Here is a 25,437-nt window from a genome sequence, read left to right as displayed (position 1 = left end):
GTCCTTCTGATATTGGCTTTGACATTCAAAAATTCATCTATTAGTTTAATTTTGTCAATCGAGGGAATAATCGTGCCGACATCATCCCTGCCTATGACCGCATTTTCCCGGCAGGCGGCCGGCCGCCTGCGCAGTGTCAGCCTGTGGGCACGCGCCTTCAGCTATGCCGCAGGATTGCTCATGCTCTTCGGTCTCATCTGGCTGTGGACCGATGCGGAAGCGCTCACTCGCCATGCCCGGAGTACGATCGGGATCGGGATCGACAATGCTCCGGTCGCCCCTTCGGCGAGAGGCTACTGGACGGCGTTCGCTCTCGCCTGGATCCCGGCCGGGCTCTTCATTCTGGCGATGCTGCGGCTGGGGAGGCTGTTTCGGGCGTTCGGCGAGGGGAGGGTTCTCGTCGAGGAGAACGCTGCAGGGCTGCTGAGCGTCGGCTGGCTTCTGGCTGGCTTCGGCGCCGCGACCCCGATCGTCCGCGCGGTGCAGAGCATGGCGCTCACCTTCGACAACCCCGCAGGCCACAGGCAGATTGCGGTCATGCTCGATCCCGGCATCTTCGCCGCGCTGGCTGCTGGAGCAACGCTCATCGCCTTCGGCCATGTGCTGCGGGAAGCGATCCGGCTGTCGGACGAGAATCAAAGTTTCGTGTAAGCCGGCGCCATGCCCGTCGTCGTCGAACTCGATGTCATGCTGGCGCGTCGCAAGATGCGCTCGAAGGAACTCGCCCAGCGGATCGGCCTGACCGAGCAGCAGGTCTCGCAGCTGAAATCGGGAAAGGTCCGCGGCATGCGCTTCGATACGCTGTCGCGCATCTGCGCCGTGCTGCAATGCCAGCCGGGCGATCTGCTGCGCTACGAGCCGGGAGAGGAAATCGAGGGCGATTGACCCTCGCAAATCATCGACGGCATCGCTAGGTTCTTCCCATGCGACGCCTCATGCTTCTGCGCCACGCCAAGTCCAACTGGCCCGCCGGTGTGGCCGACCGCGACCGCCCCCTTGCTGCGCGCGGCCGGGAGGCCGCCCCCGTGATGGGGCGCTATCTCGCCGATGAGCTGCTGCTGCCGGACCTCGTGCTGATCTCACCTGCCAAGCGCACGGTCGAGACCTGGGAGCTGGTGGCGCCGATGCTGCCGGAGAAGCCTGCGACGCACTACGAGCCGCGCATTTACGAAGCCAAGGTGGAGCGCCTCCTCGATGTCGTGCAGGACGTCGAAGGCGATGTCCGCACTCTGCTGATGGTCGGTCACAATCCTGGCTTCGCCGAACTTGCGACGCTTCTGACCGGCCATGGCGACCGCTATGCAGCGGCGCGGATGAGCCAGAAATACCCGACCTGCGGCCTTGCCGTGCTCGACTTCGCCGTCGAGGATTGGCGCGACGTGGCCGAGCGCGGCGGCAGGCTCGACCGCTTTGTCACTCCGGCCTCGCTCGGCGAAGGTCCCGACGAGTGAGAGAATACCCGGTACTTCTACTGACGCGACCGTACAGCGCGGCTGCCTGTGTTTCCTGTGCCCGCGGACTCATGTCCGTTCCGCTCCGGCACTCGGCAACCGCGCCGGCCGGCTTGCCTCGGCGAAGCCTCGGGCGCTCTCTCCGCGCCTCCTCTTCATGAGCGAAACCTCCTATCTCGACAGTGCCCGCAATGCGGCGCTCGCCTTTGGCGACAGCCTGCTCGGGCTGGCGCGGCCGCGTTTGCGGATCGGCGTCACCGGCCTGTCGCGCTCGGGCAAGACGGTCTTCACCACGGCGCTGATCCAGAACCTGATGGAAGGGGCAAGGCTGCCGGTACTGAAGGCAGCCTCGGAAGGCCGCATCGCCCGCGTGCGCCTGGTGCCGCAGCCCGACCCGGACGTGCCGCGCTTTCCTTACGAGGCGCATCGCGCCGCTATGACCGGGGCCGACAGGCGCTGGCCGGACTCGACGAAGCGCATCGCGGAGCTGCGCGTCGAGATCGACTATGAGCGCGCCTCCGGGTGGTTCAAAGGCCCGGCGACGCTGACGCTCGACATCGTCGACTATCCCGGCGAGTGGCTGCTCGACCTTGCCCTGATCGGACAGGACTACAAGACATGGTCGGCGCAGGCCGTGGCGGATGCGCGCAAGGCGCACCGGCGCGCTGCCGCCGAGGCCTGGCTCACCGATCTCCCGGCGCGCGATCCGGACGGGCCGCCGGACGAGCTCGTGGCCGAGGCGGCGAGCGACCTGTTCAAAAGCTATCTCGCGCGCCTCCGGGCCGATCCCGAGGCGGTGGCGGTGACGCCGCCGGGGCGCTTCCTGATGCCGGGCGATCTCGAAGGCTCGCCGGCGCTGACCTTCGCGCCGCTCGATCTCGGTCATGATCGCGAGCCCAGGGCCGGCACGCTCGCCGGCCTGATGGCGGAGCGTTTCGAGGCCTATAAGCGCGTCGTCGTCACCCCATTCTTCCGCGATCACTTCGCCCGGCTCGACCGGCAGATCGTGCTGGTCGACGTGCTGGCGGCGCTCGATGCCGGCGCCCCCGCGCTGGCCGATCTCGAGACCGCGTTGGGGCAGGCGCTCGCCGCCTTCTCGGTCGGCCGCAATTCCTGGCTGTCGAGCCTGTTCGCGCCGCGCATCGAGCGCGTGCTCTTCGCTGCGACCAAGGCAGACCACATCCATCACAGCAGTCATGACCGGCTGGCGGCGGTGATGGCGCATCTGGTCGGGCGGGCGCTTTCGCGGGCGCAGGGTGCGGGCGCAAGGGTCGAGTCGATGGCGCTTGCGGCGGTGCGCGCGACGGACGAGGTCAGGATCAAGCAGGGCCGCGAGGAGCTGCCGGCGATCGCCGGCGTGCCGGAGGCGGGCGAGGAGATCGACGGACAGGTTTTCGACGGCGTCGCGGAAGCGGCGATCTTTCCGGGCGATCTGCCGGAGCGGCCGGAGGCGATCTTCGACCCCAAGGCGCATTGGCAGGTGAGGGCGCCCCGCTTCCGGCCCCCGCTGGTCGCGCCCGATGCGGGCGGGCGATCGAAGCCGCCGCCGCAGATTCGCCTCGACCGCGCGCTGGAATTCCTGATCGGCGACAGGCTGGCATAGGGAGGCTGTCATGAGCAGATTCCGGCCATGACCAAGGCACCGCGCGCGATCCGCCTCGACCAACCGGGGCAGGAGCAAGTCGTCGGCGAGAGCGCCATTCGGCGCGGCGATGTCGCGATCCTGCCGGAGAGCGAGCCGATCGACACCATCGTGCCGGTGGCCGCCCCGGCGGCGAAGCGCGGCTTCTCCTGGGGCTCGCTGTTCGTCGCGGGGCTCTCCGGCTTCCTGGCATTGGCGGCGGGCGTCTGGGTCGAGAACACGATCTCGGCGCTGATGAGCCAGAATCCGGTGCTCGGCTATGCGGCGCTGGTCTGCGCCGCCATCGCCGCGCTGGCGCTGCTCGTCATGCTGGCGCGGGTTCTGCGCGACATCCTGCGCGAACGGAAGGTCGAGGCCCTGCGCGAGCGCGCGACACTGGCGCTCGCGGGCGGGACTCCGGACGAGGGCCGAGCAATCACGGAAGAGCTCGTTGGTCTCTACAAGGCCCGGCCGCAGACGGCGCAGGGCCGGGCGGCGCTGCAGGAGGCGCTGCCGCAGCTCTTCGCGGCGCGCGACATGCTGACGGTGGCGGAACGCAACCTGCTCGTGCCGCTCGACGCGATGGCCCAGGCGCAGATTGCGCAGGCAGCGCGGCGGGTTTCGCTGGTCACGGCGGTCAGCCCGCGGGCGCTGGTCGATGTCGTCTTCGTGCTGGTCGCCTGCGCCCGCCTGCTGCGTTCGATCGCCGGCATCTATGCGGGGCGGCCCGGCACGCTCGGCCTGCTCAGGCTGGCGCGGCAGGTGATGAACCATCTCGTCCTGACCGGCGGCATCGCAGCGGGCGATGCGGTGATTCAGCAGGTCGTCGGGCAGGGGCTCGCGGCGCGGCTCTCGGCCAAGCTCGGCGAGGGCGTGATCAACGGCATGCTGACCGCCCGCATCGGGCTTGCTGCGCTCGAGGTCTGTCGGCCGCTGCCCTTCGTCGAGGCGAAGCCGCCGACGCTCGCCGAAGTTGCGGGCGATCTCGCTTCCTGGCGCGCTGGCAAGAACAACGAGGCCTGAGCCCGGCAAATTCTGCCGGCCGCAGGCGAATCTGCCCGGTCAGGACTGCCGGAAAACCCTTCGTAAACGATGTAACCCTCTGAAATAAAACGAATACACCTATGGCATGCGCCATGCAGATCAAGCCTCGAGTTGTGGGCTGCCCTTGGGGGGCGCCGGTCGAGGTGAGGGTTCCATGGGTGTTTTCAGTGCGCTGACGACAGCGGTTTCGGGGATGACGGCGCAGTCCTATGCGCTCGAGAACATCTCCGGAAACATCGCCAATTCGCGGACGGCTGGCTACAAGCGCGTCGATACCAGCTTCGCCGATCTGGTGCCCGATGCTGCGCTCAACCGGCAGATCGCCGGTTCGGTCGCGGCCTACAGCCGGGCGACCAACTCGATCCAGGGCGACCTGAACCCGACCCGCATCGACACTAACGTCGCCATCAACGGCGATGGCTTCTTCGTGGTCGATCAACGCTCGAGCGGCGTGGGCGCCAACACGCAGTTCGCCAACAAGAACCTCTATACCCGCCGCGGCGACTTCGACTTCGACGCCAACGGCTATCTGGTCAACGGCGCGGGCTACTACCTCAAGGGCCTGAAGATCGACCAGGTGACCGGCCAGCTCATCGGCACCCAGCCGGACGTGCTGCGCATCACCAAGGAGCAGTTCCCGGCCAAGGCGACGACTTCGATCGAGTATCGCGCCAACATCCCGGCCTATCCGAAGACCAACAAGGCCGACAGCACGGTTCCGGGCTCGGAGTTGCTGAGCCCGGCGGGTTTCACGTCCAACCCACTCTCGACCACCCAGGGCGGCGCCGGCGTCGTCATCGGCAGCGACATGACGAGCTTCCTGAGCCAGTCGATCCCTGGCGGGTCCGTGACGGTCTACGACACGCTCGGCAAGGCGACGAGCGTGGAGCTGCGCTGGGCCAAGACCACGAATGCTTCGGCCGGCCCGCCGGCGACGACCGATACCTGGAACCTGTTCGTCGCCGAGAACACCGGGGCGGCCGGCGCCGCAGTCGCCTATCGCAACGCCAACACCTCGATCACCTTCGATGCGACAGGGCAGATGACGAATCCGGCCGGTGGCAATATCGCGCTGCCGACGATGACGATCGGCGGGACGACCGTCACCGGCATCAACCTCACCACCGGTGGCAACGGCCTGACACAGAACGGCGACGTCAGCGGCCAGATCGATGCGCGCAGCATCCGTCAGGACGGCTACACCGCCGGCACGCTGGATCGCGTCTCGGTTTCGGCCGAGGGGCAGGTGATCGGGACGTTCAGCAACGGTCAGGTCGTTGCGCTCGCCCAGCTCTCGGTGGCGCGCTTCAACGCCGACAACTCCCTGAAGCGGCTCGATGGCGGTGCCTTCGAGGAGACGATCGAATCCGGCCCGCCGATCATCGGCCTCGGCACTTCGCAGCTCGTTGGCGGCTCGGTCGAGCAGTCCAACACGGACATCGCCGATGAGTTCTCGAAGATGATCGTCACCCAGCAGGCCTATTCGGCCAACACCAAGGTCATCACCACCGCGCAGGAGATGCTGACCTCCGTGTTCAACATCATCCGCTGAGCAGCACATCCGGGTTGAGAGCGGCCCAGAAGGGCCGCGGCTAGCGACAGGAGTTGGCGATGGGTCTGAGTACTTCCCTCAACACGGCGATCGGCGGGCTCAATGCCACGCAGGTCGGCATCGGCGTCGTCTCGCAAAACGTCGCCAATGCCGGGACGACGGGCTATGTCCGGCGGTCGGTATCGACTGCCGACAGCCTGTCCGGGCTCACGATCGGTGTGCAGAACACGCAGGTCCAGCGCCTGCTCGACAAGATCGTCCAGCATCAGCTCTGGCAGGAAGCCTCGGGCGCCGCCTACACCTCAACGCGGGCGAGCGCGCTATCGAACCTCGACAAGCTCTACGGCGCGCCGGGCAGCTCGACAGCGCTCGACACGATCTTCAGCAAGTTCACCGGCGCGCTGCAGTCGTTGCAGAACGACCCGTCATCCTACAGCCTGCGCTCGCAGGTGATCGACAATGCGACGCAGCTGGCCCGGCAGCTCAACACGCTCTCGAACGGCGTGCAGGCCCTGCGCGCCCAGGCCGAGAACGGCATCGCCAATGCCGTCACCAAGGTGAACGACCTGCTCGGCGCGCTGACCAAGGTCAACTCCCGCATCGTCGCGGCGCCGAACAACAGCTCGACGGCCACTCTGAAAGATCAGCGCGATCTGATCCTGTCCGAGCTCTCGCAATACGTCGACATCAAGACGACGGAGGATGCGCGGGGCTCGGTCTCGGTCGTCACCGGATCGGGCACGCAGCTCTTCGACGGCCAGCCCTCCGTCACCTTCGGCTTCGACGAGCATAGCGGGCTCGGCCCTGATGACCAGTGGAACGCCGACCCGGCAAAGCGCGGCGTCGGCACGATCACGATGAAGGATTCGTCCGGCAACGTCTCGGACGCGATCGCCAACCGCATCTTCCGCTCGGGCGAGATCGCGGCGAACATCGAATTGCGCGACAAGACGCTGGTGCAGGCGCAGGCCCAGCTCGACGAGATCGCGGCGCAGATGTCGAAGGCGCTCTCGGACCGCGAGATCGCCGGCACGGCCGTGACGGCCGGCGCGGCCTCCGGCCTCGAGGTCGACATGGCCGGGTTGCAGTCCGGCAACACGATGACGCTCGACTACAAGGTGACGCCGGGCGGCCAGACCCAGCGTTTCACCTTCGTTCGCGTCGATTCCGCCTCCTCGCTGCCTTTGCCGGCCTCGGCTGGTGGCGATGCCAACAACCGCGTGGTCGGCATCGATTTCTCCGGCGGTCCGGCCTCGGTCGCGGCTCAGATCCAGGCGGCCGTCGGCCCCGGCTTCACGGTCTCCAACACCGGCTCGGTGCTGAGCATCGTCGACGATGGTGCTGCGGGCACGCGTGACGTGATCGGCCTGACGTCGCGGCCGACCAACACGGCGCTGTCCTCGGCAGGCGGCACGCCGGAACTGCCCTTCTTCGTCGATGGCTCGGCGGGCGTCCCCTTCACCGGCTCTTATGAAGGCGGCTCGCAGACCGTCGGCTTCGCATCGCGGATCGCGGTCAATCCGGCGCTCGTCGCGGATCGCTCGCTGCTCGCGGTCTACAGCACGTCGCCGGCGACGGCGCAGGGCGATGTCACCCGGCCGAAGCTGATGCTGGACCGGCTGACGCAGAGCCAGCGTTCCTTCACCAACACGGTCGGTCTCGACGGCAACGGCGCGACCTCGARCACGACGATCGGCAATTTCGTTCAGCGCGTGGTCTCGTCCCAGGGACAGGCTGTCGAGGCCGCCAAGCGCCTCGATGAGGGCCAGCAGGTCGCGCTCGCCTCGATCCAGAGTCGCTTCCAGGAGACCGCACAGGTCAATGTCGATCAGGAAATGTCGATGCTGATCGAGCTGCAGACCGCCTACGCCGCCAATGCCCGCATCATCTCCACCGTGAAGGAGATGATGGACGTGCTGCTGAGAGTGTGAGCCCGCCATGACCATCACCGCCTATGGAACCGGTGCCTATCGCGCGGCCAAGCCCAACGAATTCGTCTCGACCCGCGCCCAGTTCGACGATCTCCAGCGCCAGCTCGACACCAAGCAGCGCAGCACGAGCTATGGCGACCTCGGCATCGATCGGCGCGTCAGCCTCGATCTCAATGCCAAGATCTCCACCCTCAACTCCTGGCTGAGCGGCATCGATCTGAGCAATGTGAACGTGAAGCTGCAGACGACGTCGGTCGAGAACTTCGCGAAACTCACCAGCGAGACGCGCAACGACACGCGCTCCAACAGCTATGTGCCGAGCGCCAGCGGGCGGTCCTCGCCGCAGGTGCTGGCGGAGGAGAAGTTCAAGCAGACGCTCGACCTGCTGAACATTTCGGTCAACGGCCGCTACCTCTTCTCCGGCAAGACCTCGGACACGCAGCCCGCCGCCGGCTTCGACGAGATCATCAATGGCGACGGTGCCGGCAAGGCCGGGCTGAAGCAGCTGATCGACGAGCGCCGGCAGGCCGATTTCGGTTCCGGGCTCGGGCGGCTGACGGCCGGCGGCGCCGGCACGACGGCGACCATCGCCGAAGAGGCGACCGTTCATCCCTATGGTTTCAAGATCGCCGGCATTTCCGGCAGCTCCGCAGCGCTGGCGACGACGTTCAATCCCGGGCCGCCGGCGGATGTCTCCGTCAACGTCGCGTCGCAGCCGGTGGCGGGCGACACGGTGCGGCTCAAGCTCAACCTGCCGGACGGGACGCAGGAGGAAATCGTCCTCACGGCCCGCGCCACGGGAACGACCGGCTCGGATACCGATTCCTTCGAGATCGGCGCCGATCCCAACGCCACGGCGGCCAATCTGCGCAACTCGATCAACGCGGCTCTCGGCAAGGAGGCGAAGACGACGCTCTCGGCCGCCTCCTCGCAGGTTGCGGCCCAGGATTTCTTCGCGGGCAGCCTCAACAATCCGCCCAAGCGGGTACCGGGACCGCCCTTCGACACGGCCACAGCTGCGCCGACCAATGCGGGTGCCGCGGCGACGACCGTGATCTGGTATCGCGGCGATGACGGCGCTGATCCGGCGCGCAGCACCTCGACGGTCCAGATCGACCAGGGGCAAACGGTCGGGACAGGCGCCCGGGCGAATGAGGAGGCGTTCCGCGTCGGCCTCGCGCAGTTCGCGATCATGGCGGTCGAGAACTTCCCGGCCGGCGACGCCAATTCGCAGGCGCGCTACGAGGCGATGACGTCCCGCGTCAGCGAGAAGCTGGGTTTTGGGGGCAGCACCCAGAAGCCGGCGGAGATCATCACCGAGCTGGGCTCCGCCCAGACGGCGCTCGCCAGCGCCAAGGAGCGCCACCAGAGCACGAAGGATTACCTGACGACGACGCTCTCGGGCATCGAGAACGTCTCGACCGAGGACGTCGCGACGCAGATCCTGTCGCTGCAGACGCAGCTTCAGGCGAGCTATCAGGTGACCTCGATGCTCTCGAAGCTGTCGCTCACGAACTTCCTCTGAACGCCGCACTCGCCTGGCTACAAGCGAAAACGCCGCCCCTTCGGGCGGCGTTTTCGCTTGCGATCTCGTGAGCTGCTTTGGGTAACCCGTCAGCGGCCGCGCAGGCCGGCCGCGATGTCGCGGTTGATGTTGATCAGGATGCCGACACCTTGAGGCTGCGGATCGGCCGCGAGCTTGAAGGTGTGGTTGAAGATGAAATTGGCGAGGCTGAGGATGTTCTGCTTGATGCCGACCGGCAGCGGATTGTCCTCTGCGATCACGGCCGAGACGAGCAGCGTCCAGAGCCTGCGGTTATAGGTCAGGGCTTCGTCGAGCTCGCGCTCGCGCGCGGCCCAGTCGTCGGCGACGATCTGGAGGCGGGTAGCGGCCTTGATCAGGAGGGAGGCTTCGAGCTCGCGGGGTGAAACGACGGATTGGGCGGTCTTGGCGGCGGCGGCGTAGGCGTTAAACCCGTTTTGCATGCTCGATCAGTTCCGCTTCGTAGGCGATCAGCTTCTTGGCTGCCTTGAGAGCCTTATAGAGATCCCCGCTTAAGATGCAGTTATTGATCTCGTGAATATGCGGCAGAGCGCTGGGTGCGGCCTGGGCGAAATCGCGCACGAGCTCGAAGAAGATCTCGTGCTGGTGCGTCGGGTCTTGCGCCAGATACATCAGCTGGATGGCGAAGTAGATCTTCTTGGCCGGGCTGTCGGCGGTTGCTGCGGTCAGGATGTCCTTCTCCCGCAGGATCGGCGCGTCGCCTTCGATGAAGAAGCGCGTGCGCTGCTCGTCGTTGCGGATCACCACCTGTCCGATGATGATCCGTTCGCGCGGCTTGAGCTCGACCTTGAGAGCCATGTCTGTCCTGCCTTCTGGCGGAGGGGAGGGGGGCGAACCTGACCCGAAGGCGTCAGCCGAAGAGGCGCAGCACGCCCTGGTCGGCCTGGTTCGCCAGCGAGAGCGCGGTCTGCGAGAGCTGCTGGCGGGTGTTGAGCGCCAGGAGGCTCGCGCCTTCCTCGTTCGGGTCGGCCAGGACGAGGTTCCCCGCACCGGTCGTCAGAAGGTTGGACAGCTCCTTGGTGAAGTCCTGCCGGGTCTGCGCGACCGAGAGGTTGGAGCCCAGCGTCGAGGAGAGCGACTTCAGCGAGGTGAGGGCGCCGGTCAGGGACTGGGTGGCCTTGTCCAGGTCGGCATCGTTCTGGAAATTGACGAAGCCCGTGAGCTGTGTGTTGACGGCCTTCGGAATGCCGAGATTGTCCGAGGTCAGGTTGGAGCCCTGGATGTCGAGCTTGGTCTGGTTCTTGCCGGTCTTCTCGTTGAACTGGATGGTCAGACGGTCGCCGGCCAGCAGGTTGATGCCGTTGAAGCTCGAGTCCTTGGCGAGGTCGTCGATCTTGTTACGCAGGTCGTTGAACTGATCGATCAGGTTCGAGCGCACCGCGGAGGTGATGCTGGCTCCGACGATCGTGGTGCCGGCGGCGGTATTGTCGGTCAGCGCGAAGCCGAAATCGGTGTTGTCGCTGGCGACGCCGGAGGCCGTGGTCAGGGCTGTGGCGCCGGCCCCGGCGATTTCAGCCGCGGTCGGGGCGCCGGGCGCGGCCGGTGTGAAGGTCGCGGTGCCGATACCGAACTGAACCTTTTCGGAGCCAACGCCCTTGACGTTGAGCTGGCCCTTCTCGTCGACGAAGGCGGTCGCGATGCCCGACTTGTTGATCTCGTTGACGACGTCGCGAACGGTGGCGTTCGTGCTGAGGAAGCTGGCGGTATAGGTCGTCGAGCCCGAGGTCAGCGTGATTGAGGTCGTCGCCTCGTCGCCCGCGGCGAGAACCGGACCGCCGACATTACCGGAATACGTAGCGGTTGCGGCATTGGCGCCGGCGCCGTTGTCGTCGACCACGCGCTTGTCGAGGGCGATGTCCTTGAGGCTCTTGCTCGTCACCGCCGCTTCGGTCGCCGTGGCGAGAGTCGTGCCGGCCTTCGTCGGACGGTTCTGCGCGGCATCGGCCTGGGCCTGCTTGACCGTAGACTGCAGCGACTGGACGAGCTTGGTGATGCCGTCGATGCCCTTGGAGGCTGCCTGGATGGTCTGAATGCCGTTCGAGATGCCGTCGAGCAAGCCGGTGAGCTGGCTGGAGCGATCGTTCAGTGACAGGGCGGTGAAGTAGTTCACCGGGTTGTCGATCGCCGAGTTGACCTTCTTGCCGGTGGCGAGGCGGTTCTGGATGACGCTCTGCTGGGCCGTGGTCTGCTGCAGCGTCAGCAGGTTGTTGCGGACACCGCTGGAAAGGATCGTGCTGGCCATCTTCGGTCCCCTGAACGCGCGACTCCGGCGCGATGCAACCTGATTTCAGGGGTGATCATCCCGCGTTAGGGATAACAAAAGGTTAATCGCGGCGCCGATCCCGTTGCCGCGCCCAAACGAAAAAGCGGCGGAGCCGAAGCTCCGCCGCTCTTTGACTTCGCCCCGCGTTCTGCGGGCTGATCCGCTTCTGCGGACCGAAGATCAGAACAGGCGCAGGACCGCCTGGTCGCTCTGGTTCGAAAGCGATAGCGCCGTCTGCGAGAGCTGCTGACGGGTCTGCAGCGCGAGCAGGTTGGCGGCTTCCGAGTTGGCGTCGACGTTAACCAGATTGGAGGCGCCGGTGCTCAGCACGTCCGCCATGTCCTTGGTGAAGTCCTGACGGGTCTGCGCGACCGAGAGGCTGGCACCGAGGCTGGACGACAGCGACTTCAGCGAGGTCAGGGCGCCGGTGAGAGCCTTGGTCGCGGATTCGAGGTCGGAGTCGTTCTGGAAGTTGACCTGGCCGGCGAGCTGGGTGTTGCCAGCCTGGGCGATACCCAGGTTGTCGGAGGTGACGTCCGACCCCTGAATGTCGAGCTTGGTCTGGTTCTTGCCGGCCTTCTCGTTGAACTGGATCGACAGACGGTCACCCTTCAGCAGGTTGATGCCGTTGAAGCTCGAGTCCTTGGCGAGATCGTCGATCTTGCCGCGCAGGTCGTTGTACTGGTCGATCAGGTTCGAGCGCACCGCCGAGGTGATGCTCTGCCCCTTGATCGCGCCGGCGGTGGTGGCGTCAGCGGCCAGGAAGCCGATGGCGGTGTTGCTGGTGCCGGTACCGGCGGCGGTGATAGCGGCAGTGTTGGCCGTATCGATTTCCGCCGACGTGGGATTACCAGCGGAAGCCGCCGTCACGGCGGCGGTGCCGAAGCCGAACTCGACATCATCCGAGCCGGTGCCCTTGACGTTGAGCTGGCCCTTCTCGTCGACGAAGGCGGTGGCGACGCCCGACTTGTTGATCTCGTTGACGACGTCACGAACCGAGGCGTTCTTGGCGTCGAAGGAGGCGGTGTAGGTCGTAGACCCCGCCTTGATCGAGATAGCAGCGCGCACGCCGTCGGCGTCGTCGGCGATGCCCACGTCACCCGAGCTGGTTGCGGTCGCAGCGTCGGCGGTGGCGGCAGTGCCGCCGGTCACGTCGACAAGCTTCTTGTCGAGCGCGACGTCCTTGAGGCTCTTCGAGGTCGCGACCTGCTCGCCGGCCGTTGCGAGGGCCGTGCCGGCCTTGGTCGGGCGGTTCTGAGCCGCGTCCGACTGCGCCTGCTTGATGGTCGACTGCAGGGAGCTCACCAGCTTGGTGATGCCGTCGATGCCCTTGGAGGCCGCCTGGATGGTCTGGATGCCGTTCGACATGCCGTCGAGCAAGCCGGTGAGCTGGCTGGAACGGTCATTGAGCGAAGCGGCGGTGAAGTAGTTGACGGGATTGTCGACTGCCGAGTTCACCTTCTTGCCCGTCGCCAGCTTGAACTGGGAAGCCTGGGCCTGGGCGGTGATCGACTGCAGCGACGAGAGCGCGTTGCGCACGCCCGCATTGAGAGAGACGGCCATCTGTTTTTACCTTCTGGTAGGATGCCTTCTGGCGTCCGGGCCGTTCTGGCCAGGACGGGGCGACCCTGGAGCGCCAGCCCGTAACAACCGGTAAATTTCCCTCCGCAAATTGAGCGCAAGGCGGGGCTCGTCGGACCATGGTTAAGCAGGCGCTAATGGTCTCGGAACGCCTGAACAGGCGGCGGTGCGCCGACGCAAAAACGCCCGCGCGGGGCGCGGGCGACATGCCGTCGGCAATCGGGATGGAACGAGCGAGACGTCAGGCCGTGCGTTCGACCTGGTGGCGTTCTTCCTCGGTCTCGCGCGCCCGATCGCTGAGTTCGCGGGAATAGGCGCGCAGCTTCAGCAGGACCTCGTCGGGCAGCTGCGAGATCGTCTCGCCCGTGTCGCGATCCTTCTTCTGCAGCACGACCGCCCGGGTCTGCGGGTCGATGACGAGCTTGCGTTCCACGGTCTCGTCGACGGTGCGGTTGGCGGTGCGTCCATTTTGGTCATTGAAGAAGGCGCGGCGTTCGCCGTTTGCACGGCTCTGCGCATCGCGAGCCTCCGCACGAACCTCGACATTCACCGCTGCGCCGGCTGAAGCGGATTGGACGGTCTTCTCGGGCGGAAGGTCGACAGCGACGCTGCCCGGCTGCGCGGTAACGTCGGAGCGGGTAACCGGCGGGCCGGCGGTCGGCGCCACGATTCTGGGTGCGTTGCCGAATTCCATGACCACTCCTTCTGGAGCCGTTCGCGACGCCGTTGCGCCGGTCTTCTCGGTTGCCGGAAGCAGGACACACCTGCCCGACACTGCCGATCGTGACAGAAAAGATTGAATCTGCCGTTAGGGAATTAGGTAAATATTGAGGGCTTCCGGCGCAGCCGCGCCGGATACGCAAGGCGAGTTACCGCCTGGAGCGAACTGCGTCTCACAGGCTCCGCGAGACGACGAGCGGGCCGGAGTTCGGCCGGGCGAAGGCGCCGGCGCCGACGGAGGCGGCGGGGCCATAGCCATTCGCGCGCATGGGCCTGTTGGCGTCGGCGGCCAGGTCGCGGATGACGGATTCCGAAACGGCACGAGCTGTCGCCAGCACGATCTGGTTGGTCTCGATCAGGTTCTGGAAGGCGAGGTGGGCGTTCTTCAGGCGCTTGACCTGATCGGGCGCGAAGCGGGCGAGAGCGACCGCGTTGAGCTTCACCTGCTCGACGCCGCGCATATAGATGCCGGCGAGCTCGGTCTTGCGCGGCTCGCGGGTCATCGCCTCCGGCAGGCGGCCTGCGCGGACGAGTTCAGTCTCTTCGCCGACGAGATGCGACAAGGCTCCGAGCGCCTCCAGCACGGCCTCGATCAGCGCACGCGCACTCAGCGCATCGGCGATGCGCGGCCTCTCATCCAGGATCAGGTTAGCCACTGACATTCTGTGCTCCGGACGCGGACTGCTCCTGAAGATTGATCAGGTCGCGCATGATCTGGTCGGAAAGGCCGACGCCGCCGGCCTTCTGGATCTGCTTGGCGTATTGCTGGCTGAGCTGCGAGCGCCAGATGCCGCCGCCGGTACCGTTCTCGCCGAGCGGCCCTTCGGTGCCGTCGCTCGCCGTCAGGCGGTCGGTCATCTGCTCGAGGAACATCGTCTCGAAATCATCCGCCTGTTTCTTGAGCTTGGCCTTGGCCGGGTCGAGCGCGTCGGCGATGCCGTTGGCGACTTTCCCGGCGATGCCGAGCGCGAGATTGGCGGCGGGGAGGGCGAGAGCGGCGGTCATCACATCACCTCGATTTCGGCCTGCAGGGCGCCTGCCGACTTGATGGCCTGGAGAATGGAGATCAGGTCGCGCGGGCCGATGCCGAGCGCGTTCAACCCGTCGACGAGCTCGGCCAGGGTCACGCTTTCCTTGACGAGGGCGAGCTTGTTGCCACCGCCGGTGTCGACCTTGACGCTGGTCTGCGGCGTCACGACAGTGCGGCCGCGGGCGAATTCGTTGGGCTGGCTGACCTGCGGCGTTTCGCTGATCGTGACGGTGAGGTTGCCCTGAGCGACCGCGACGGTTGAGACGCGCACGTCCTTGCCCATGACGATGATGCCGGAGCGCTCGTCGATGACGATGCGGGCGAGCTGGTCGGGCTCGATGCGCAGCTGCTCGATGTCGGTGAGCAGCCGGATCATGTTGCCCTTGAAGCGGGGCGGGATCTGCAGGACGACGGTCGAGGGGTCGGTCGGCTCGGCGGAGTCGCCGCCGACGAAGTCGTTGATCGCGGCGGCCATGCGGCGGGCCGTGGTCAGGTCGGGGTTGCGCAGCGACAGGCGCAGCGTCGAGAGCTTGTTCAGGGCGAAGTCGATCTCGCGCTCGACCACGCCGCCATTGGCGATGCGGCCGACGGTCGGCACGCCGCGGGTGATCTTGCTGGCCTCGCCTTCAGCGGAGAAGCCGGAGATCGCCACAGGTCCCTGCGACACCGCATAGACCTCGCCGTCGGCGCCGAGCAGCGGGGTGACAAGCAGCGTGCCGCCCTGCAGCGACTTGGCATCGCCCATGGCCGAGACGGTGACGTCGACGCGGGTGCCCTGAGTGGAGAAGGGGGGCAGGTTGGCGGTCACCATCACGGCGGCGACGTTGGCGGTGCGCATGTTGGCGCCGCGCGTGTTGACGCCGAGGCGCTCGAGCATCGCCTGCAGCGACTGCTTGGTGAAGGGGGTATTGTTGAGCGTGTCGCCGGTGCCGTTGAGGCCGACGACGATGCCGTAGCCGAGCAGCTGGTTGGTGCGCACGCCCTCGACCGCGGCGAGATCCTTGATGCGCGAGAGCGCGAACACCGGCTGCGACGACAAGCCGATCGCCACGGCCAGCAGGGCGGCCAGCGGCTTCAGCAGAGTCGACAGGGCGGAGTTGCGGAACATGCTGCGGCACCAGGGGACAGTTCTAAAGTCCGTCGGCCCTTGCGAGCGGCGTGCCAGTCAGCTCAAAATTGAAAAGCCTTGTTTGTCAGTCATTTGGAGTTATGCGCCATTGTCGGCTTCGACTTGCCGACGCTGCGCTTCCTGCCGGGGCGGCAGTTTCTGCCGGGCAATTTACCGGCTGTTAACCATGCCGGGCGAGGTTGGGAATTCCATTACACGAGGCCGCCGATGATCAGGATCGACCAGCGCGCGCCCGTTTCGAACGCCGGCCCGGCCAGTTCCGCAAGGCGCTCGAGCGGCGCTTCCTTCGCGCTTCCGACGCAGGATTCCGCCACGGCGAGCCGCAGCAGCGGGGTCGGCGCGACTGGGCCGCTCGATACGCTGCTGGCGGTGCAGGCGCAGGAGGATACGCAGGAGCGCAAGCGCCGGCAGGCCCGGCGCGGGCACGATCTGCTCGACGGGCTCGACCGGCTGAAGGCGGCGCTGCTCGCCGGCCGGGTGCTGCCTTCCGAGCTGGAGAGGCTGCGCACGGCGCTGGCGCTCCGGCGCGAGACGACCGACGATCCGCGGCTCGACGAGGTGCTGGCCCATATCGAGCTGCGTGCCGCGGTGGAACTCGCCAAGCTCAGCCGGTAGCCGGCTTCGCCGGATTGCCCGAGACGGAGCATCGCGGCAGAGCGCGAATCCTCATTTGAGCGGGGTGCAGTCGCTCGGTGGCGGCGCGCCTTTGAAGCGCTGTTCCATCCAGTCCACCGCAGCGGCGGCACTGTCCTGGGCTGCCGGCAGATGGCCCACGCCCTGCAGGGCCTCGAACCGCACCGCACTTCCGGCGGCGCAGAGCTTGTCTGCATAGTTGCGCGTGACCTGCGGTCTGACCAGCGTGTCCTCCGTGCCCTGCGCGAGAAAGACTGGGATGCCGCGCGGCACGAGACCGGGCGAATTCCGGTCGAGAAGAGAGTGCCAGGGCTGGCGGGCGGCAAAGTCTTCGTCAATGAGGAACTTGCGCTCCAGCGCCTTGGTCGGGCGCAACCGGCTCAGGATGTCGGGCAGGCTTTCGATGCAGTCCGCGGCGAGCGTGTCGACGACCGGGATCGCCTGCTCGTAGATGATCTTCGTCAGGGGGGCCTTGTAGACGCGCGTCCATGACCAGAGGGTCATCGCGGTCAGATTGCGGCCGCCATCGGTGTCGATGTCGTCGGCCAGGAGCGGGCCGAGCTCGGTCGCAGGGGCGGCGGCCGCGACGCCGACCAGATTGAGTTCGGGGGCCAGGCGTTTCGCCAGAATGCCGGTGAACAGCGCCGCGTGTCCCCCCTGCGAATGACCCCAGACGGCGAAGCGTCGCCCGGCGGAGGCGCCGGCAAGCTGACGGGCCGCCCGCACCGAGTCGATCACGGACCGGCCCTCGCTCTCACCGACCAGATAGGGATGTGTCCCCGGCGCGCCGAGGCCCGGATAGTCCGTCGCCGCGACGATGTATCCGCGCGCGATCATCGCGCGCAGGCCCTGGATGGACTGGAAGATGTCGCCGGCGCGCGATGGTCCGCATTGCGGCTGGACGCCGGTCGTCGGATGAGCCCAGGCCACGATCGGACGGCCCCCCGGCGGAACCGGGCCTGAGGGGACGATCGCGACGCCGGACACGGCGATCGGCTTTCCGTCGAGCCCGAGCGAGCGATAGAGCATCCGATAGGCGGTTGCGCCCTCAGGCGTTCCGTTCAGGGTTTCCGTCCGGATCACCGTTCCGGGGCGCCCACCGGCGATTTCGGCGGTCGTCGGCGTGTAGAAATCCGACTGTGCCCCGGCCGGGGAGGTGGAGAAGGCAGCCGACATCGAGATCAGTAGGGCGATGACGAGCCGCATAAATGTTTCTCCGTCGAGCGGGCGCAGACTTCAGCTTCTCCGGTGACTAGCCCAGATATCGTTTAGCAATTGCTTCAGCGGCCGGGCATCGGTCGCAGCCGGGCGCCGGCGCCGCTCACCGGATGAACTGGTCTGCGTATTCGGCGCCCAGCCCATTGCCCGCGTAGTGCGCCCTGCATTTGTCGATGCGGGTGAAGACGTCGTCATAGCCCAGGCACTTGCCGTCCGGGTCGACATAGATCATCGCGCCGTTGACCTGGAACATGGTGATCATCTCCTCGACATCGGGATCGACCACCAGCGTATGCGTCTCGCCCGGCGCCTCGTAGACATAGGCGCCTTCGGTCGCGACCCAGTCATGCTCGAGGTAGCGCCACTTGCCCTTGAGCACATAGCCATGGACCGGCAGTGGGTGACGATGGCGCGAGAGCACGCCGGCGCGGCGCACCTTGAGCAGGTTCATCCAGTATCCCCGCGAGACGCAAAAGAGGAGGGGACGGAACCAGACATTGTCGTCCACCGGCACCCAGACGCGGTCGTCGGTGGGGATCACATTGGGGACGATCAGCTCCGGCGGCGATTCCTTCGGTTGCGGGTGGCGATAGGGCGTCCAGCGCTCCTCCTGCGTGGCCGCGACGGGCATCGGGCTCGTCGTGTTCATGGCGTCTCTCCCGTGCTGATGTTCTGCTTCAAGTGGTGCTCAATCCGATTCAACGCTTCCATCCAAGCTATTGAGACGGAAGCGCTTTTCTAGACTGCGAGATAGCCGCCATCGACCGGCAGGATCGCGCCGGTGACGAATTGCGCCGCATCGGACAACAAGAAGGCGATGGCGCCGCCGACATCGCCCGGCTTGCCCCAGCGACCCATTGGCGTCCGCGCGAGGATCGGGGCGGAGCGCTCGGCGTCCTCGACCAGCGGCCGGGTCAATTCGGTCTCGATCCAGCCCGGCGCCACCGCGTTGACGCGGATGCCCTCCGGTGCCCAGGCGGCAGCGAGCGATTTGGTGAGCTGGCCGATGCCGCCCTTGGAGGCCGCATAGCCGGGGGCGAAGGGCGAGCCGTGGAAGGTCAGCATCGAGGCGATGTTGACAATGGCGCCGCCGGCCTTGTCCGCGCCATTGGCGGCGAGCTTGTCCTTGGCGGCGATGCACATCCGCATCGTGCCGTTGAGGTTGACCTCTATGGTCAGGCGGAAGGCGTCGATCTCGAATTCCTTGCCGCCGCGCTGGATCATGCCGGCGCAGTTCACCAGCGCGTCAAGGCGCGGACAGGTCGCGACGATGGCAGCGACCTGGTCGTCGCTGGTCACGTCGAGCCGGGCGTGGCGGATGGCCGGGTGGGCCGGCGACGCCACGACTTCCTCCTCGGTCAGGCCCGTGGCGAGAACGTCGTAGCCGGCCTGGGCCAAAGCGAGGGCGGCGCCTGCGCCGATGCCCCCCGTGCCGCCGGTGACGAGAGCGAATTTGGTCGAGGTCGATTGTGTCATGGACCGAAGGCTAGTGCGGCCTTCGGCAACGGGAAAGGCGGCCCCGTGCAGGCCGCCATGCAATGGCGGCCGGGCCGGCTACTGGAGCTTGTATTTGAGGGAGAGCATGGCCTGGCCACGCGTCTCGTAGTCGGAGGCGACGAGCGGAAGCTTGCGCGCCAGCGTCACATCGAAGGAGGTCTGCCAGGGCAGGTCGGCGAGCTTGGCGAGATCGATCGAGAGCTTCATCTCCGGCGTCAATGCCGTGTGGAGACCGTCGCCGGCGGCGAAGACGTAGTTGCCGGCCATCGCGAGCTGGGAGGTCAGGGTGAGGTGGGGGAGCAACTCCTGTCGATAGCCGATCAGCGCTTCGCCGATCTGCTCGGGATTGCCGTAGAGCGAGCCGCCGCCACCGGTGGCAACGCCCCAGATGAATCCCGGCCCCGTGCCGATAGGCTGGGCGAGCCGCCAGTTCAGCCGCGCATCACGCGTTGCACCGGCGCTTGCCGGAGCGGAGAGCGTGGTCGAGAGCGAGAAGACATCCTGGCCAAGCTTGAAGCCGACAGACCGGTCCTGGGCGGCGCTCATCGTATCCTGCCGCGCCGCGAAGCCGTTGCGGATGATGTCGACCGGGATCGGAGCCCGGGCACGCAGGTGAGCGCCGGAGTTGGCGTTGGCGCGGCCGAGCGCCGCGAGTGCCGGATTGAAGAGGACCGCATCGCTGCTGGAGTCGGCCGTGACGGCGGCTTCCATCTCCGCGGCATCGGGATCCTGCAGGGCTGCGCGTGGGATCGGCAACTGCACGGCAGCTTCCTGCAGAGCGTCCTGAGCCGGCGCCGGAGCGGGAGAGAGTGAGGTGGCAAGGAGCAGGGCCGCCGGTTTCCAGGCAGCACTGCGGGCAGATATGAAGCGAAACACGTCGTTCGTCCTGTCGCTATGACGAGCGGCAGATCAGGTTAGGCTGGGAAGGTGCCGATTTTGCGGCGGTGCAACATGACCGGCAGGGGGGCGACAGATTGCCCGAAAGCTGCGCTTCCCCCGCCGGCCCGAACCCGCTAGGAAGCGACCAGCCGGGGACCGTGGCCGAAAGCCGCAGTTTCGGATCGTTCTATCTGGAGAGAACAGGGGTCATCGCATGAGCAAGATCAAGGTCGCCAACCCGGTCGTCGACATGGACGGCGACGAGATGACCCGGATCATCTGGCAGAAGATCAAGGACACGCTGATCTTCCCGTATCTCGACCTCGAGCTCGACTACTACGACCTCTCCGTCGAGAACCGCGACGCCACCAACGACCAGGTCACGATCGACGCGGCCAACGCCACGAAGAAGCACGGCGTCGCCGTGAAGTGCGCGACCATCACGCCGGACGAGGCGCGCGTGGAGGAATTCAAGCTCAAGCAGATGTGGAAGTCGCCGAACGGCACGATCCGCAACATCCTCGGCGGCGTGATCTTCCGCGAGCCGATCATCTGCAAGAACGTGCCGCGCCTCGTGCCGGGCTGGACCCAGCCGATCGTGATCGGCCGCCACGCCTATGGCGACCAGTACCGCGCCACCGACTTCAAGTTTCCGGGCAAGGGCACGCTTTCGATCAAGTTCGTCGGCGAGGACGGCGCGGTGATCGAGAAGGAAGTCTTCAAGGCCCCGGACGCCGGCGTCGCCATGGCGATGTACAATCTCGACGATTCGATCCGCGACTTCGCGCGGGCGTCGCTGAACTACGGCCTGATCCGCAAGTACCCGGTCTATCTCTCGACCAAGAACACCATCCTCAAGACCTATGACGGCCGCTTCAAGGACATCTTCCAGGAGATCTACGAGAAGGAGTTCAAGGCCGAATTCGACAAGCTCGGCATCACCTACGAGCACCGCCTGATCGACGACATGGTGGCGTCGGCGATGAAGTGGTCCGGGGGCTATGTCTGGGCCTGCAAGAACTACGACGGCGACGTGCAGTCCGACACCGTGGCGCAGGGCTTCGGTTCGCTCGGTCTGATGACCTCGGTGCTGATGACGCCTGACGGCAAGACCGTCGAGGCCGAGGCCGCGCATGGCACGGTGACCCGCCACTACCGCGAGCACCAGAAGGGCCGCGAGACCTCGACCAATTCGATCGCCTCGATCTTCGCCTGGACGCGTGGCCTCGCCCACCGTGCCAAGCTCGACAACAACGCCGAGCTCGCGAAGTTCGCCTCGCTGCTCGAGAAGGTCACGGTCGACACCGTCGAGGCAGGCGACATGACCAAGGATCTCGCCCTGCTCGTCGGCGCCGAGCAGAAGTGGCTCTCGACCACCGGCTTCCTCGAGAAGGTCAGCGAGAACATGAAGAAGGCGATGGCGGCCTGAGACTGCCTCCCCGCGTACGTCATCAAGCCCGGCCGAAAGGCCGGGCTTTTTCGTTGGCGCCTTGCGCAACGGATGGAACGCGCGGGCCCTCCGGGCGTTCTCGACCGCCGGACGACGTGACCGCTTGCTCTTATATCGATATGATGAGCGCCGATGCGGATAGGCGCCTCGTGCACAGGGATGGCGAGCCCTATCCCGCGGGCGAGGGGCGCTGACTGTCGCCGCATTCTGAAGAAGACTGGCCGATACGGAGAGCTGGGATGCCTGAGAACGCTTCGCAGATGGAGCTCGATGAGCGGATCGCCATTGCCCGGAGGAATATCGCCGAGCTGATGGAGCAGGCGACGGGCGTGTCAGGCGCCGCCGCCGAGGAGCGCCTGGCGACGCGGCTCAACGAGCAGCAGGATCTGCTCAACGAGCTGCTCAAGAAGCGCGAAGCGATGGGCTGAGGCGCCCGCCGAACGGCTGCTGCTGCCGAGTGCGGCAGTCCGCGTCACTCCACGATGACGCGATGGCGGGCGAGGATGCGCGGTCCGCTGATCGGGGCGTTCATCACATAGCGCAGCTCGTAGGGGCCGGACTGCTCCGGCGCCTCCAGCACCGCCTCGACATTCTCCGCCGGAAAGAAGCGGGGCCCTTCCGCTTCGGCGGGAGCGCCGGCGGGAACCAGCACGACACGATCCTGCTCGCCGTTCGGCCCGATGCCGCGGACCGGGAGCGTCTGGCCGCGGCCGACGCGGGCGGGGGCGGCGAGCGTCGCGCCGGGCTCGGTGGTGACGAGCGGCTGACGCAGCAGGATGACCGGCGCCCCGTCCTTCTCGACGGTCAGGCGCAGCTCATAGGTTCCGGCCAGGCCGGGCGTGGGCAGGGCAGGGACCGTGTTCCGCGGCTCGACCACGACGATGGCGGTGCTTGCGGCATCGTCGGGGCGGGCGATGGCGAGGCGTGCACCCTGCGGTGGTCGGGTGAGGAAGACGCTGAGCGGTGCGCCGGCAACGATGGTCCGAGCCGCCGACATGGCGGGCTCGTCCGCGGGCGCCGGCATCTTCTTCTGCGCCAAGGCAGCGGCCGGCCAGAGGCCGGCAGCCAGCAGCAAAGCGCGGCGGGAGAGCGCCTGGCCTGTCCCGCCGATCGTCATCAGCCCATCGCGGCCGCGACGGCGTCGAGCGCAGCCTGCGCCTTGCTGCCGTCCGGGCCGCCGGCCTGGGCCATGTCGCGCCGGCCGCCACCGCCCTTGCCGCCGAGCTGCTCGGAGGCCGCGCGCACCAGCGCCACCGCATCGAAGCGCTCGGTCAGATCGGGGGTGACGCCGACGACGACGCCGGCCTTGCCGTCATCGGCGACGCCGACGATGGCGACGACGCCGGAGCCGACACGCGCCTTGGCCTCGTCGGCGAGGCTCTTGAGATCCTTCATCTCGATGCCGGTGACGGCGCGGGCGAGCAACTTCGCGCCCGCGATCTCGCGCACCGGATCCTCGGCCGCGCCGCCGCCGCCCATGGCGAGCTTCTTGCGGGCTTCGGTGAGCTCGCGGTCGAGCTTGCGGCGCTCCTCGATCAGCGCGGCGAGCCGGTTGCCGGCCTCGGAGGCCGGGACCTTGAGGAGGCCCGCCAGTCCTTCGAGCAGGCGCGATTCCTCGTTGAGGCGCAGGCGTGCGCCATTGCCGGTCATGGCCTCGAGGCGGCGCACGCCAGCCGCGACGGCGCCTTCGCCGACGATGCTGACCAGGCCGATATCGCCGGTGCGGGTGGCATGGGTGCCGCCGCAAAGCTCGACCGAATAGGCCCGGCCGGCCGGATTCGTGCCCATCGCGACGACGCGGACCTCATCGCCGTACTTCTCGCCGAAGAGGGCGCGAGCGCCGGAGGCGATGGCCTCGTCGACGCTCATCAGGCGGGTCGTCACCGGCTCGTTCTTCAGCACGATCGCGTTGGCGATCTCCTCGACCTCGCGCAGCTCCTCCTCGCTGATCGGCTTGGGGTGCGAGAAGTCGAAGCGCAGACGATCGGGCGAGACCAGCGAGCCCTTCTGCGCGACATGGTCGCCGAGGACGAGGCGCAGCGCCTCGTGCAGCAGGTGTGTCGCCGAGTGATTGGCGCGGATCGCGGTGCGGCGCTCATGGTCGACGATCAGCTCGACGGCCGCACCGAGCTTGAGCTCGCCTTGCTTGACCGTGACGCTGTGGGCGAAGACATCGCCGAGCTTCTTCTGGACGTCGCTGACCTCGACCACCGTGTCCGGCGCCTTGACCAGACCGGCATCGCCGACCTGGCCGCCGGATTCGCCGTAGAACGGCGTCTGGTTGACCAGCATGAAGCCGCTCTCGCCGGCCTTCAGGGACTGGACCTCGGCATTGTCGCGGATCAGCGCGGTGACAACGCCCTCCGCGGTCTCGGTGTCGTAGCCGAGGAATTCGGTGGCGCCGAGCTTGTCGCGCAGCGGGAACCAGAGGGTTTCGGTCGCGGCCTCGCCGGAGCCGGCCCAGGCGGCGCGCGCCTTGGCCTTCTGCTGCTGCATGGCGGCGTCGAAGCCCTCCGTATCGACCGTGATCTCGCGGGCGCGCAGCGCGTCCTGCGTCAGGTCGAGCGGGAAGCCGTAGGTGTCGTAGAGCGTGAAGGCGACGTCGCCCTTGAGGCTCTGGCCGGCGCTCAGGTCCTTCGAGGCGTCGTCGAGCAGGGTGAGGCCGCGCGCCAGCGTGGTGCGGAAGCGGGTCTCCTCCAGCTTCAGCGTCTCGGTGATCAGCGCCTCGGCGCGGAGCAATTCGGGATAGGCGCGGCCCATCTCGCGGGTCAGCGCCGGGACGAGCTTGTAGAGCAGGGGTTCCTTGGCGCCGAGGAGCTGCGCATGGCGCATGCCGCGGCGCATGATCCGGCGCAGCACATAGCCGCGGCCCTCGTTGGAGGGCAGTACGCCGTCGGCGATCAGGAAGGACGAGCAGCGCAGATGGTCGGCGATGACGCGATGGCTCGCCTTCATCGGCCCGTCGGCATCGACCGAGGTCAGGTCGGCGATGGCGCCGATCAGGGCGCGGAACAGGTCGATATTGTAATTGTCATGCGTGCCCTGGAGCACGGCGGCGATGCGCTCCAAGCCCATGCCGGTGTCGATCGAGGGGCGGGGCAGGTCGGTCCTGATGCCGCCCGCGGCCTCCTCATACTGCATGAAGACGAGGTTCCAGATCTCGATGAAGCGGTCGCCGTCCTCTTCGGGCGAGCCGGGCGGGCCGCCCCAGATATGGTCGCCGTGATCGAAGAAGATCTCCGAGCAGGGGCCGCAGGGGCCGGTGTCGCCCATGCGCCAGAAATTGGCCGAAGTCGGGATGCGGATGATCTTGTCGTCGGTCAGGCCGGCGATCTTCTTCCAGAGGCCATGCGCCTCGTCGTCCTCGGAGTAGACCGTGACGAGGAGCTTGTCCTTGGGCAGGCCGAACTCGCGCGTGACCAGGGTCCAGGCGTGGTGGATCGCCTGCTCCTTGAAATAGTCGCCGAAGGAGAAGTTCCCCAGCATCTCGAAGAAGGTGTGGTGGCGTGCGGTGTAGCCGACATTGTCGAGGTCGTTGTGCTTGCCGCCGGCGCGCACGCATTTCTGGGCGGTGGTGGCCCGGGAATAGGGACGCTTCTCCTGCCCGGTGAAGACGTTCTTGAACTGCACCATGCCCGAATTGGCGAACATCAGCGTCGGGTCGTTGCGCGGCACGAGCGGGCTCGACGGCACGACTTCATGGCCGTTGGACTTGAAGTAGTCGAGGAAGGTCGACCTGATATCGTTGACGCCGCTCATCGCTGTTTGCGCTCTGAATCTTGGGCAGGAGACCGGGCGCGCCCGGCGGGAAGGTCCGGTTCTAGTCAGGCGGCTCGCCGCTGTCCAGAAAGCTTGATGCAGCGCACACCCGGCA

25 protein-coding genes are annotated in these 25,437 nt (G+C 66.9%); 11 read left to right on the top strand and 14 right to left on the bottom strand.

The features are described 5' to 3' along the window. The first annotated feature begins 12 nt into the window (after nucleotides 1-12). The 8 genes from AB4Z10_RS06455 (at nucleotide 13) to AB4Z10_RS06420 (ending at nucleotide 9,124) form a co-directional block, all read left to right on the top strand. The gene (locus AB4Z10_RS06455) at nucleotides 13-651 is read left to right on the top strand and encodes a DUF2975 domain-containing protein (protein WP_441469565.1); all 639 of its coding nucleotides are present in this window, start codon (nucleotides 13-15) and stop codon (nucleotides 649-651) included. 9 nt (nucleotides 652-660) lie between these two features. After that, the gene (locus AB4Z10_RS06450) at nucleotides 661-885 is read left to right on the top strand and encodes a helix-turn-helix domain-containing protein (protein WP_441469564.1); all 225 of its coding nucleotides are present in this window, start codon (nucleotides 661-663) and stop codon (nucleotides 883-885) included. A gap of 38 nt (nucleotides 886-923) precedes the next feature. Beyond that, on the top strand, nucleotides 924-1,451 hold the full coding sequence (locus AB4Z10_RS06445) for a SixA phosphatase family protein (RefSeq protein ID WP_441469563.1): 528 nt from the start codon (nucleotides 924-926) through the stop codon (nucleotides 1,449-1,451). Nucleotides 1,452-1,608: 157 nt separating this feature from the next. Beyond that, nucleotides 1,609-3,054: a YcjX family GTP-binding protein gene (locus AB4Z10_RS06440; protein WP_441469562.1), complete on the top strand. Its 1,446-nt coding sequence runs from the start codon at nucleotides 1,609-1,611 to the stop codon at nucleotides 3,052-3,054. A gap of 27 nt (nucleotides 3,055-3,081) precedes the next feature. After that, nucleotides 3,082-4,095 carry a YcjF family protein gene (locus tag AB4Z10_RS06435; protein ID WP_441469561.1) on the top strand — a complete coding sequence of 338 codons (1,014 nt, stop codon included), beginning with the start codon at nucleotides 3,082-3,084 and terminating at the stop codon, nucleotides 4,093-4,095. A gap of 175 nt (nucleotides 4,096-4,270) precedes the next feature. Continuing rightward, nucleotides 4,271-5,668: a flagellar hook protein FlgE gene (locus AB4Z10_RS06430; RefSeq protein ID WP_441469560.1), complete on the top strand. Its 1,398-nt coding sequence runs from the start codon at nucleotides 4,271-4,273 to the stop codon at nucleotides 5,666-5,668. A 59-nt stretch (nucleotides 5,669-5,727) separates the two neighbouring features. Then, nucleotides 5,728-7,599, top strand: a complete 1,872-nt coding sequence (gene flgK, locus AB4Z10_RS06425; RefSeq protein WP_441469559.1) for a flagellar hook-associated protein FlgK — start codon at nucleotides 5,728-5,730, stop codon at nucleotides 7,597-7,599. 7 nt (nucleotides 7,600-7,606) lie between these two features. After that, nucleotides 7,607-9,124, top strand: coding sequence for a flagellin (locus AB4Z10_RS06420; protein WP_441469558.1), 1,518 nt, complete (start codon nucleotides 7,607-7,609; stop codon nucleotides 9,122-9,124). An 89-nt stretch (nucleotides 9,125-9,213) separates the two neighbouring features. On the opposite strand, the gene flaF is transcribed toward AB4Z10_RS06420, so the two are convergent. The 8 genes from flaF to AB4Z10_RS06380 all read right to left on the bottom strand — a co-directional run bounded on the left by flaF (nucleotide 9,214) and on the right by AB4Z10_RS06380 (nucleotide 15,865). Then, on the bottom strand, nucleotides 9,214-9,585 hold the full coding sequence (flaF, locus tag AB4Z10_RS06415) for a flagellar biosynthesis regulator FlaF (protein WP_441469557.1): 372 nt from the start codon (nucleotides 9,583-9,585) through the stop codon (nucleotides 9,214-9,216). Continuing rightward, nucleotides 9,569-9,961, bottom strand: a complete 393-nt coding sequence (flbT, locus tag AB4Z10_RS06410; protein WP_441469556.1) for a flagellar biosynthesis repressor FlbT — start codon at nucleotides 9,959-9,961, stop codon at nucleotides 9,569-9,571. Before flbT ends, flaF begins: the two co-directional genes overlap by 17 nt. A gap of 52 nt (nucleotides 9,962-10,013) precedes the next feature. Next, entirely contained in the window at nucleotides 10,014-11,405 is a 1,392-nt protein-coding gene (locus AB4Z10_RS06405; protein ID WP_441469555.1) for a flagellin N-terminal helical domain-containing protein, read from the bottom strand. Between the two features lie 201 nt (nucleotides 11,406-11,606). Further along, on the bottom strand, nucleotides 11,607-12,989 hold the full coding sequence (locus tag AB4Z10_RS06400; RefSeq protein WP_441469554.1) for a flagellin N-terminal helical domain-containing protein: 1,383 nt from the start codon (nucleotides 12,987-12,989) through the stop codon (nucleotides 11,607-11,609). Between the two features lie 259 nt (nucleotides 12,990-13,248). Next, a complete protein-coding gene (locus AB4Z10_RS06395; protein ID WP_441469553.1) occupies nucleotides 13,249-13,701 on the bottom strand; it encodes a hypothetical protein in 453 nt (150 codons plus the stop codon). A 199-nt stretch (nucleotides 13,702-13,900) separates the two neighbouring features. After that, the gene (locus AB4Z10_RS06390; protein ID WP_441469552.1) at nucleotides 13,901-14,389 is read right to left on the bottom strand and encodes a hypothetical protein; all 489 of its coding nucleotides are present in this window, start codon (nucleotides 14,387-14,389) and stop codon (nucleotides 13,901-13,903) included. Further along, on the bottom strand, nucleotides 14,376-14,732 hold the full coding sequence (locus AB4Z10_RS06385; RefSeq protein ID WP_441469551.1) for a rod-binding protein: 357 nt from the start codon (nucleotides 14,730-14,732) through the stop codon (nucleotides 14,376-14,378). The genes AB4Z10_RS06390 and AB4Z10_RS06385 overlap by 14 nt, the downstream gene beginning before the upstream one ends. Then, nucleotides 14,732-15,865, bottom strand: a complete 1,134-nt coding sequence (locus AB4Z10_RS06380) for a flagellar basal body P-ring protein FlgI (protein ID WP_441469550.1) — start codon at nucleotides 15,863-15,865, stop codon at nucleotides 14,732-14,734. The genes AB4Z10_RS06385 and AB4Z10_RS06380 overlap by 1 nt, the downstream gene beginning before the upstream one ends. A 228-nt stretch (nucleotides 15,866-16,093) precedes the next feature. Here AB4Z10_RS06380 and AB4Z10_RS06375 point away from each other — a divergent pair, with 228 nt between their 5' ends. Continuing rightward, the gene (locus tag AB4Z10_RS06375) at nucleotides 16,094-16,501 is read left to right on the top strand and encodes a flagellar assembly protein FliX (protein WP_441469549.1); all 408 of its coding nucleotides are present in this window, start codon (nucleotides 16,094-16,096) and stop codon (nucleotides 16,499-16,501) included. A 51-nt stretch (nucleotides 16,502-16,552) separates the two neighbouring features. Here AB4Z10_RS06375 and AB4Z10_RS06370 read toward each other — a convergent pair whose 3' ends face one another. From AB4Z10_RS06370 to AB4Z10_RS06355, 4 genes are all read right to left on the bottom strand, one after another. Further along, nucleotides 16,553-17,725 (bottom strand): alpha/beta fold hydrolase, encoded by a 1,173-nt coding sequence (locus AB4Z10_RS06370; RefSeq protein ID WP_441469548.1) that lies wholly within the window; start codon nucleotides 17,723-17,725, stop codon nucleotides 16,553-16,555. A 115-nt stretch (nucleotides 17,726-17,840) separates the two neighbouring features. Next, nucleotides 17,841-18,386, bottom strand: a complete 546-nt coding sequence (locus AB4Z10_RS06365; protein WP_441469547.1) for a 2,4'-dihydroxyacetophenone dioxygenase family protein — start codon at nucleotides 18,384-18,386, stop codon at nucleotides 17,841-17,843. 89 nt (nucleotides 18,387-18,475) lie between these two features. Continuing rightward, nucleotides 18,476-19,213: an SDR family NAD(P)-dependent oxidoreductase gene (locus tag AB4Z10_RS06360; RefSeq protein ID WP_441469546.1), complete on the bottom strand. Its 738-nt coding sequence runs from the start codon at nucleotides 19,211-19,213 to the stop codon at nucleotides 18,476-18,478. A 78-nt stretch (nucleotides 19,214-19,291) separates the two neighbouring features. After that, nucleotides 19,292-19,996, bottom strand: a complete 705-nt coding sequence (locus AB4Z10_RS06355; RefSeq protein ID WP_441469545.1) for a hypothetical protein — start codon at nucleotides 19,994-19,996, stop codon at nucleotides 19,292-19,294. Nucleotides 19,997-20,327: 331 nt separating this feature from the next. Here AB4Z10_RS06355 and AB4Z10_RS06350 point away from each other — a divergent pair, with 331 nt between their 5' ends. Both AB4Z10_RS06350 and AB4Z10_RS06345 read left to right on the top strand, forming a co-directional pair. After that, nucleotides 20,328-21,542, top strand: coding sequence for an NADP-dependent isocitrate dehydrogenase (locus AB4Z10_RS06350; RefSeq protein ID WP_441469544.1), 1,215 nt, complete (start codon nucleotides 20,328-20,330; stop codon nucleotides 21,540-21,542). A 260-nt stretch (nucleotides 21,543-21,802) separates the two neighbouring features. Next, on the top strand, nucleotides 21,803-21,991 hold the full coding sequence (locus tag AB4Z10_RS06345) for a hypothetical protein (protein WP_055728979.1): 189 nt from the start codon (nucleotides 21,803-21,805) through the stop codon (nucleotides 21,989-21,991). Between the two features lie 44 nt (nucleotides 21,992-22,035). Here the strand turns inward: AB4Z10_RS06345 and AB4Z10_RS06340 are convergent, their stop codons facing one another. Both AB4Z10_RS06340 and alaS read right to left on the bottom strand, forming a co-directional pair. Continuing rightward, the gene (locus AB4Z10_RS06340) at nucleotides 22,036-22,680 is read right to left on the bottom strand and encodes a hypothetical protein (protein ID WP_441469543.1); all 645 of its coding nucleotides are present in this window, start codon (nucleotides 22,678-22,680) and stop codon (nucleotides 22,036-22,038) included. Continuing rightward, complete coding sequence (alaS, locus tag AB4Z10_RS06335) at nucleotides 22,680-25,322, bottom strand: alanine--tRNA ligase (RefSeq protein WP_441469542.1); 2,643 nt, start codon at nucleotides 25,320-25,322, stop codon at nucleotides 22,680-22,682. The genes AB4Z10_RS06340 and alaS overlap by 1 nt, the downstream gene beginning before the upstream one ends. Between the last annotated feature and the right edge of the window lie 115 nt (nucleotides 25,323-25,437).

Source organism: Allobosea sp. RAF48 (assembly GCF_052114025.1).
GTDB lineage: Bacteria > Pseudomonadota > Alphaproteobacteria > Rhizobiales > Beijerinckiaceae > Allobosea.
Note: the sequence above shows the minus strand (reverse complement) of the source record. Positions and strands in the feature narration are given on the sequence as shown.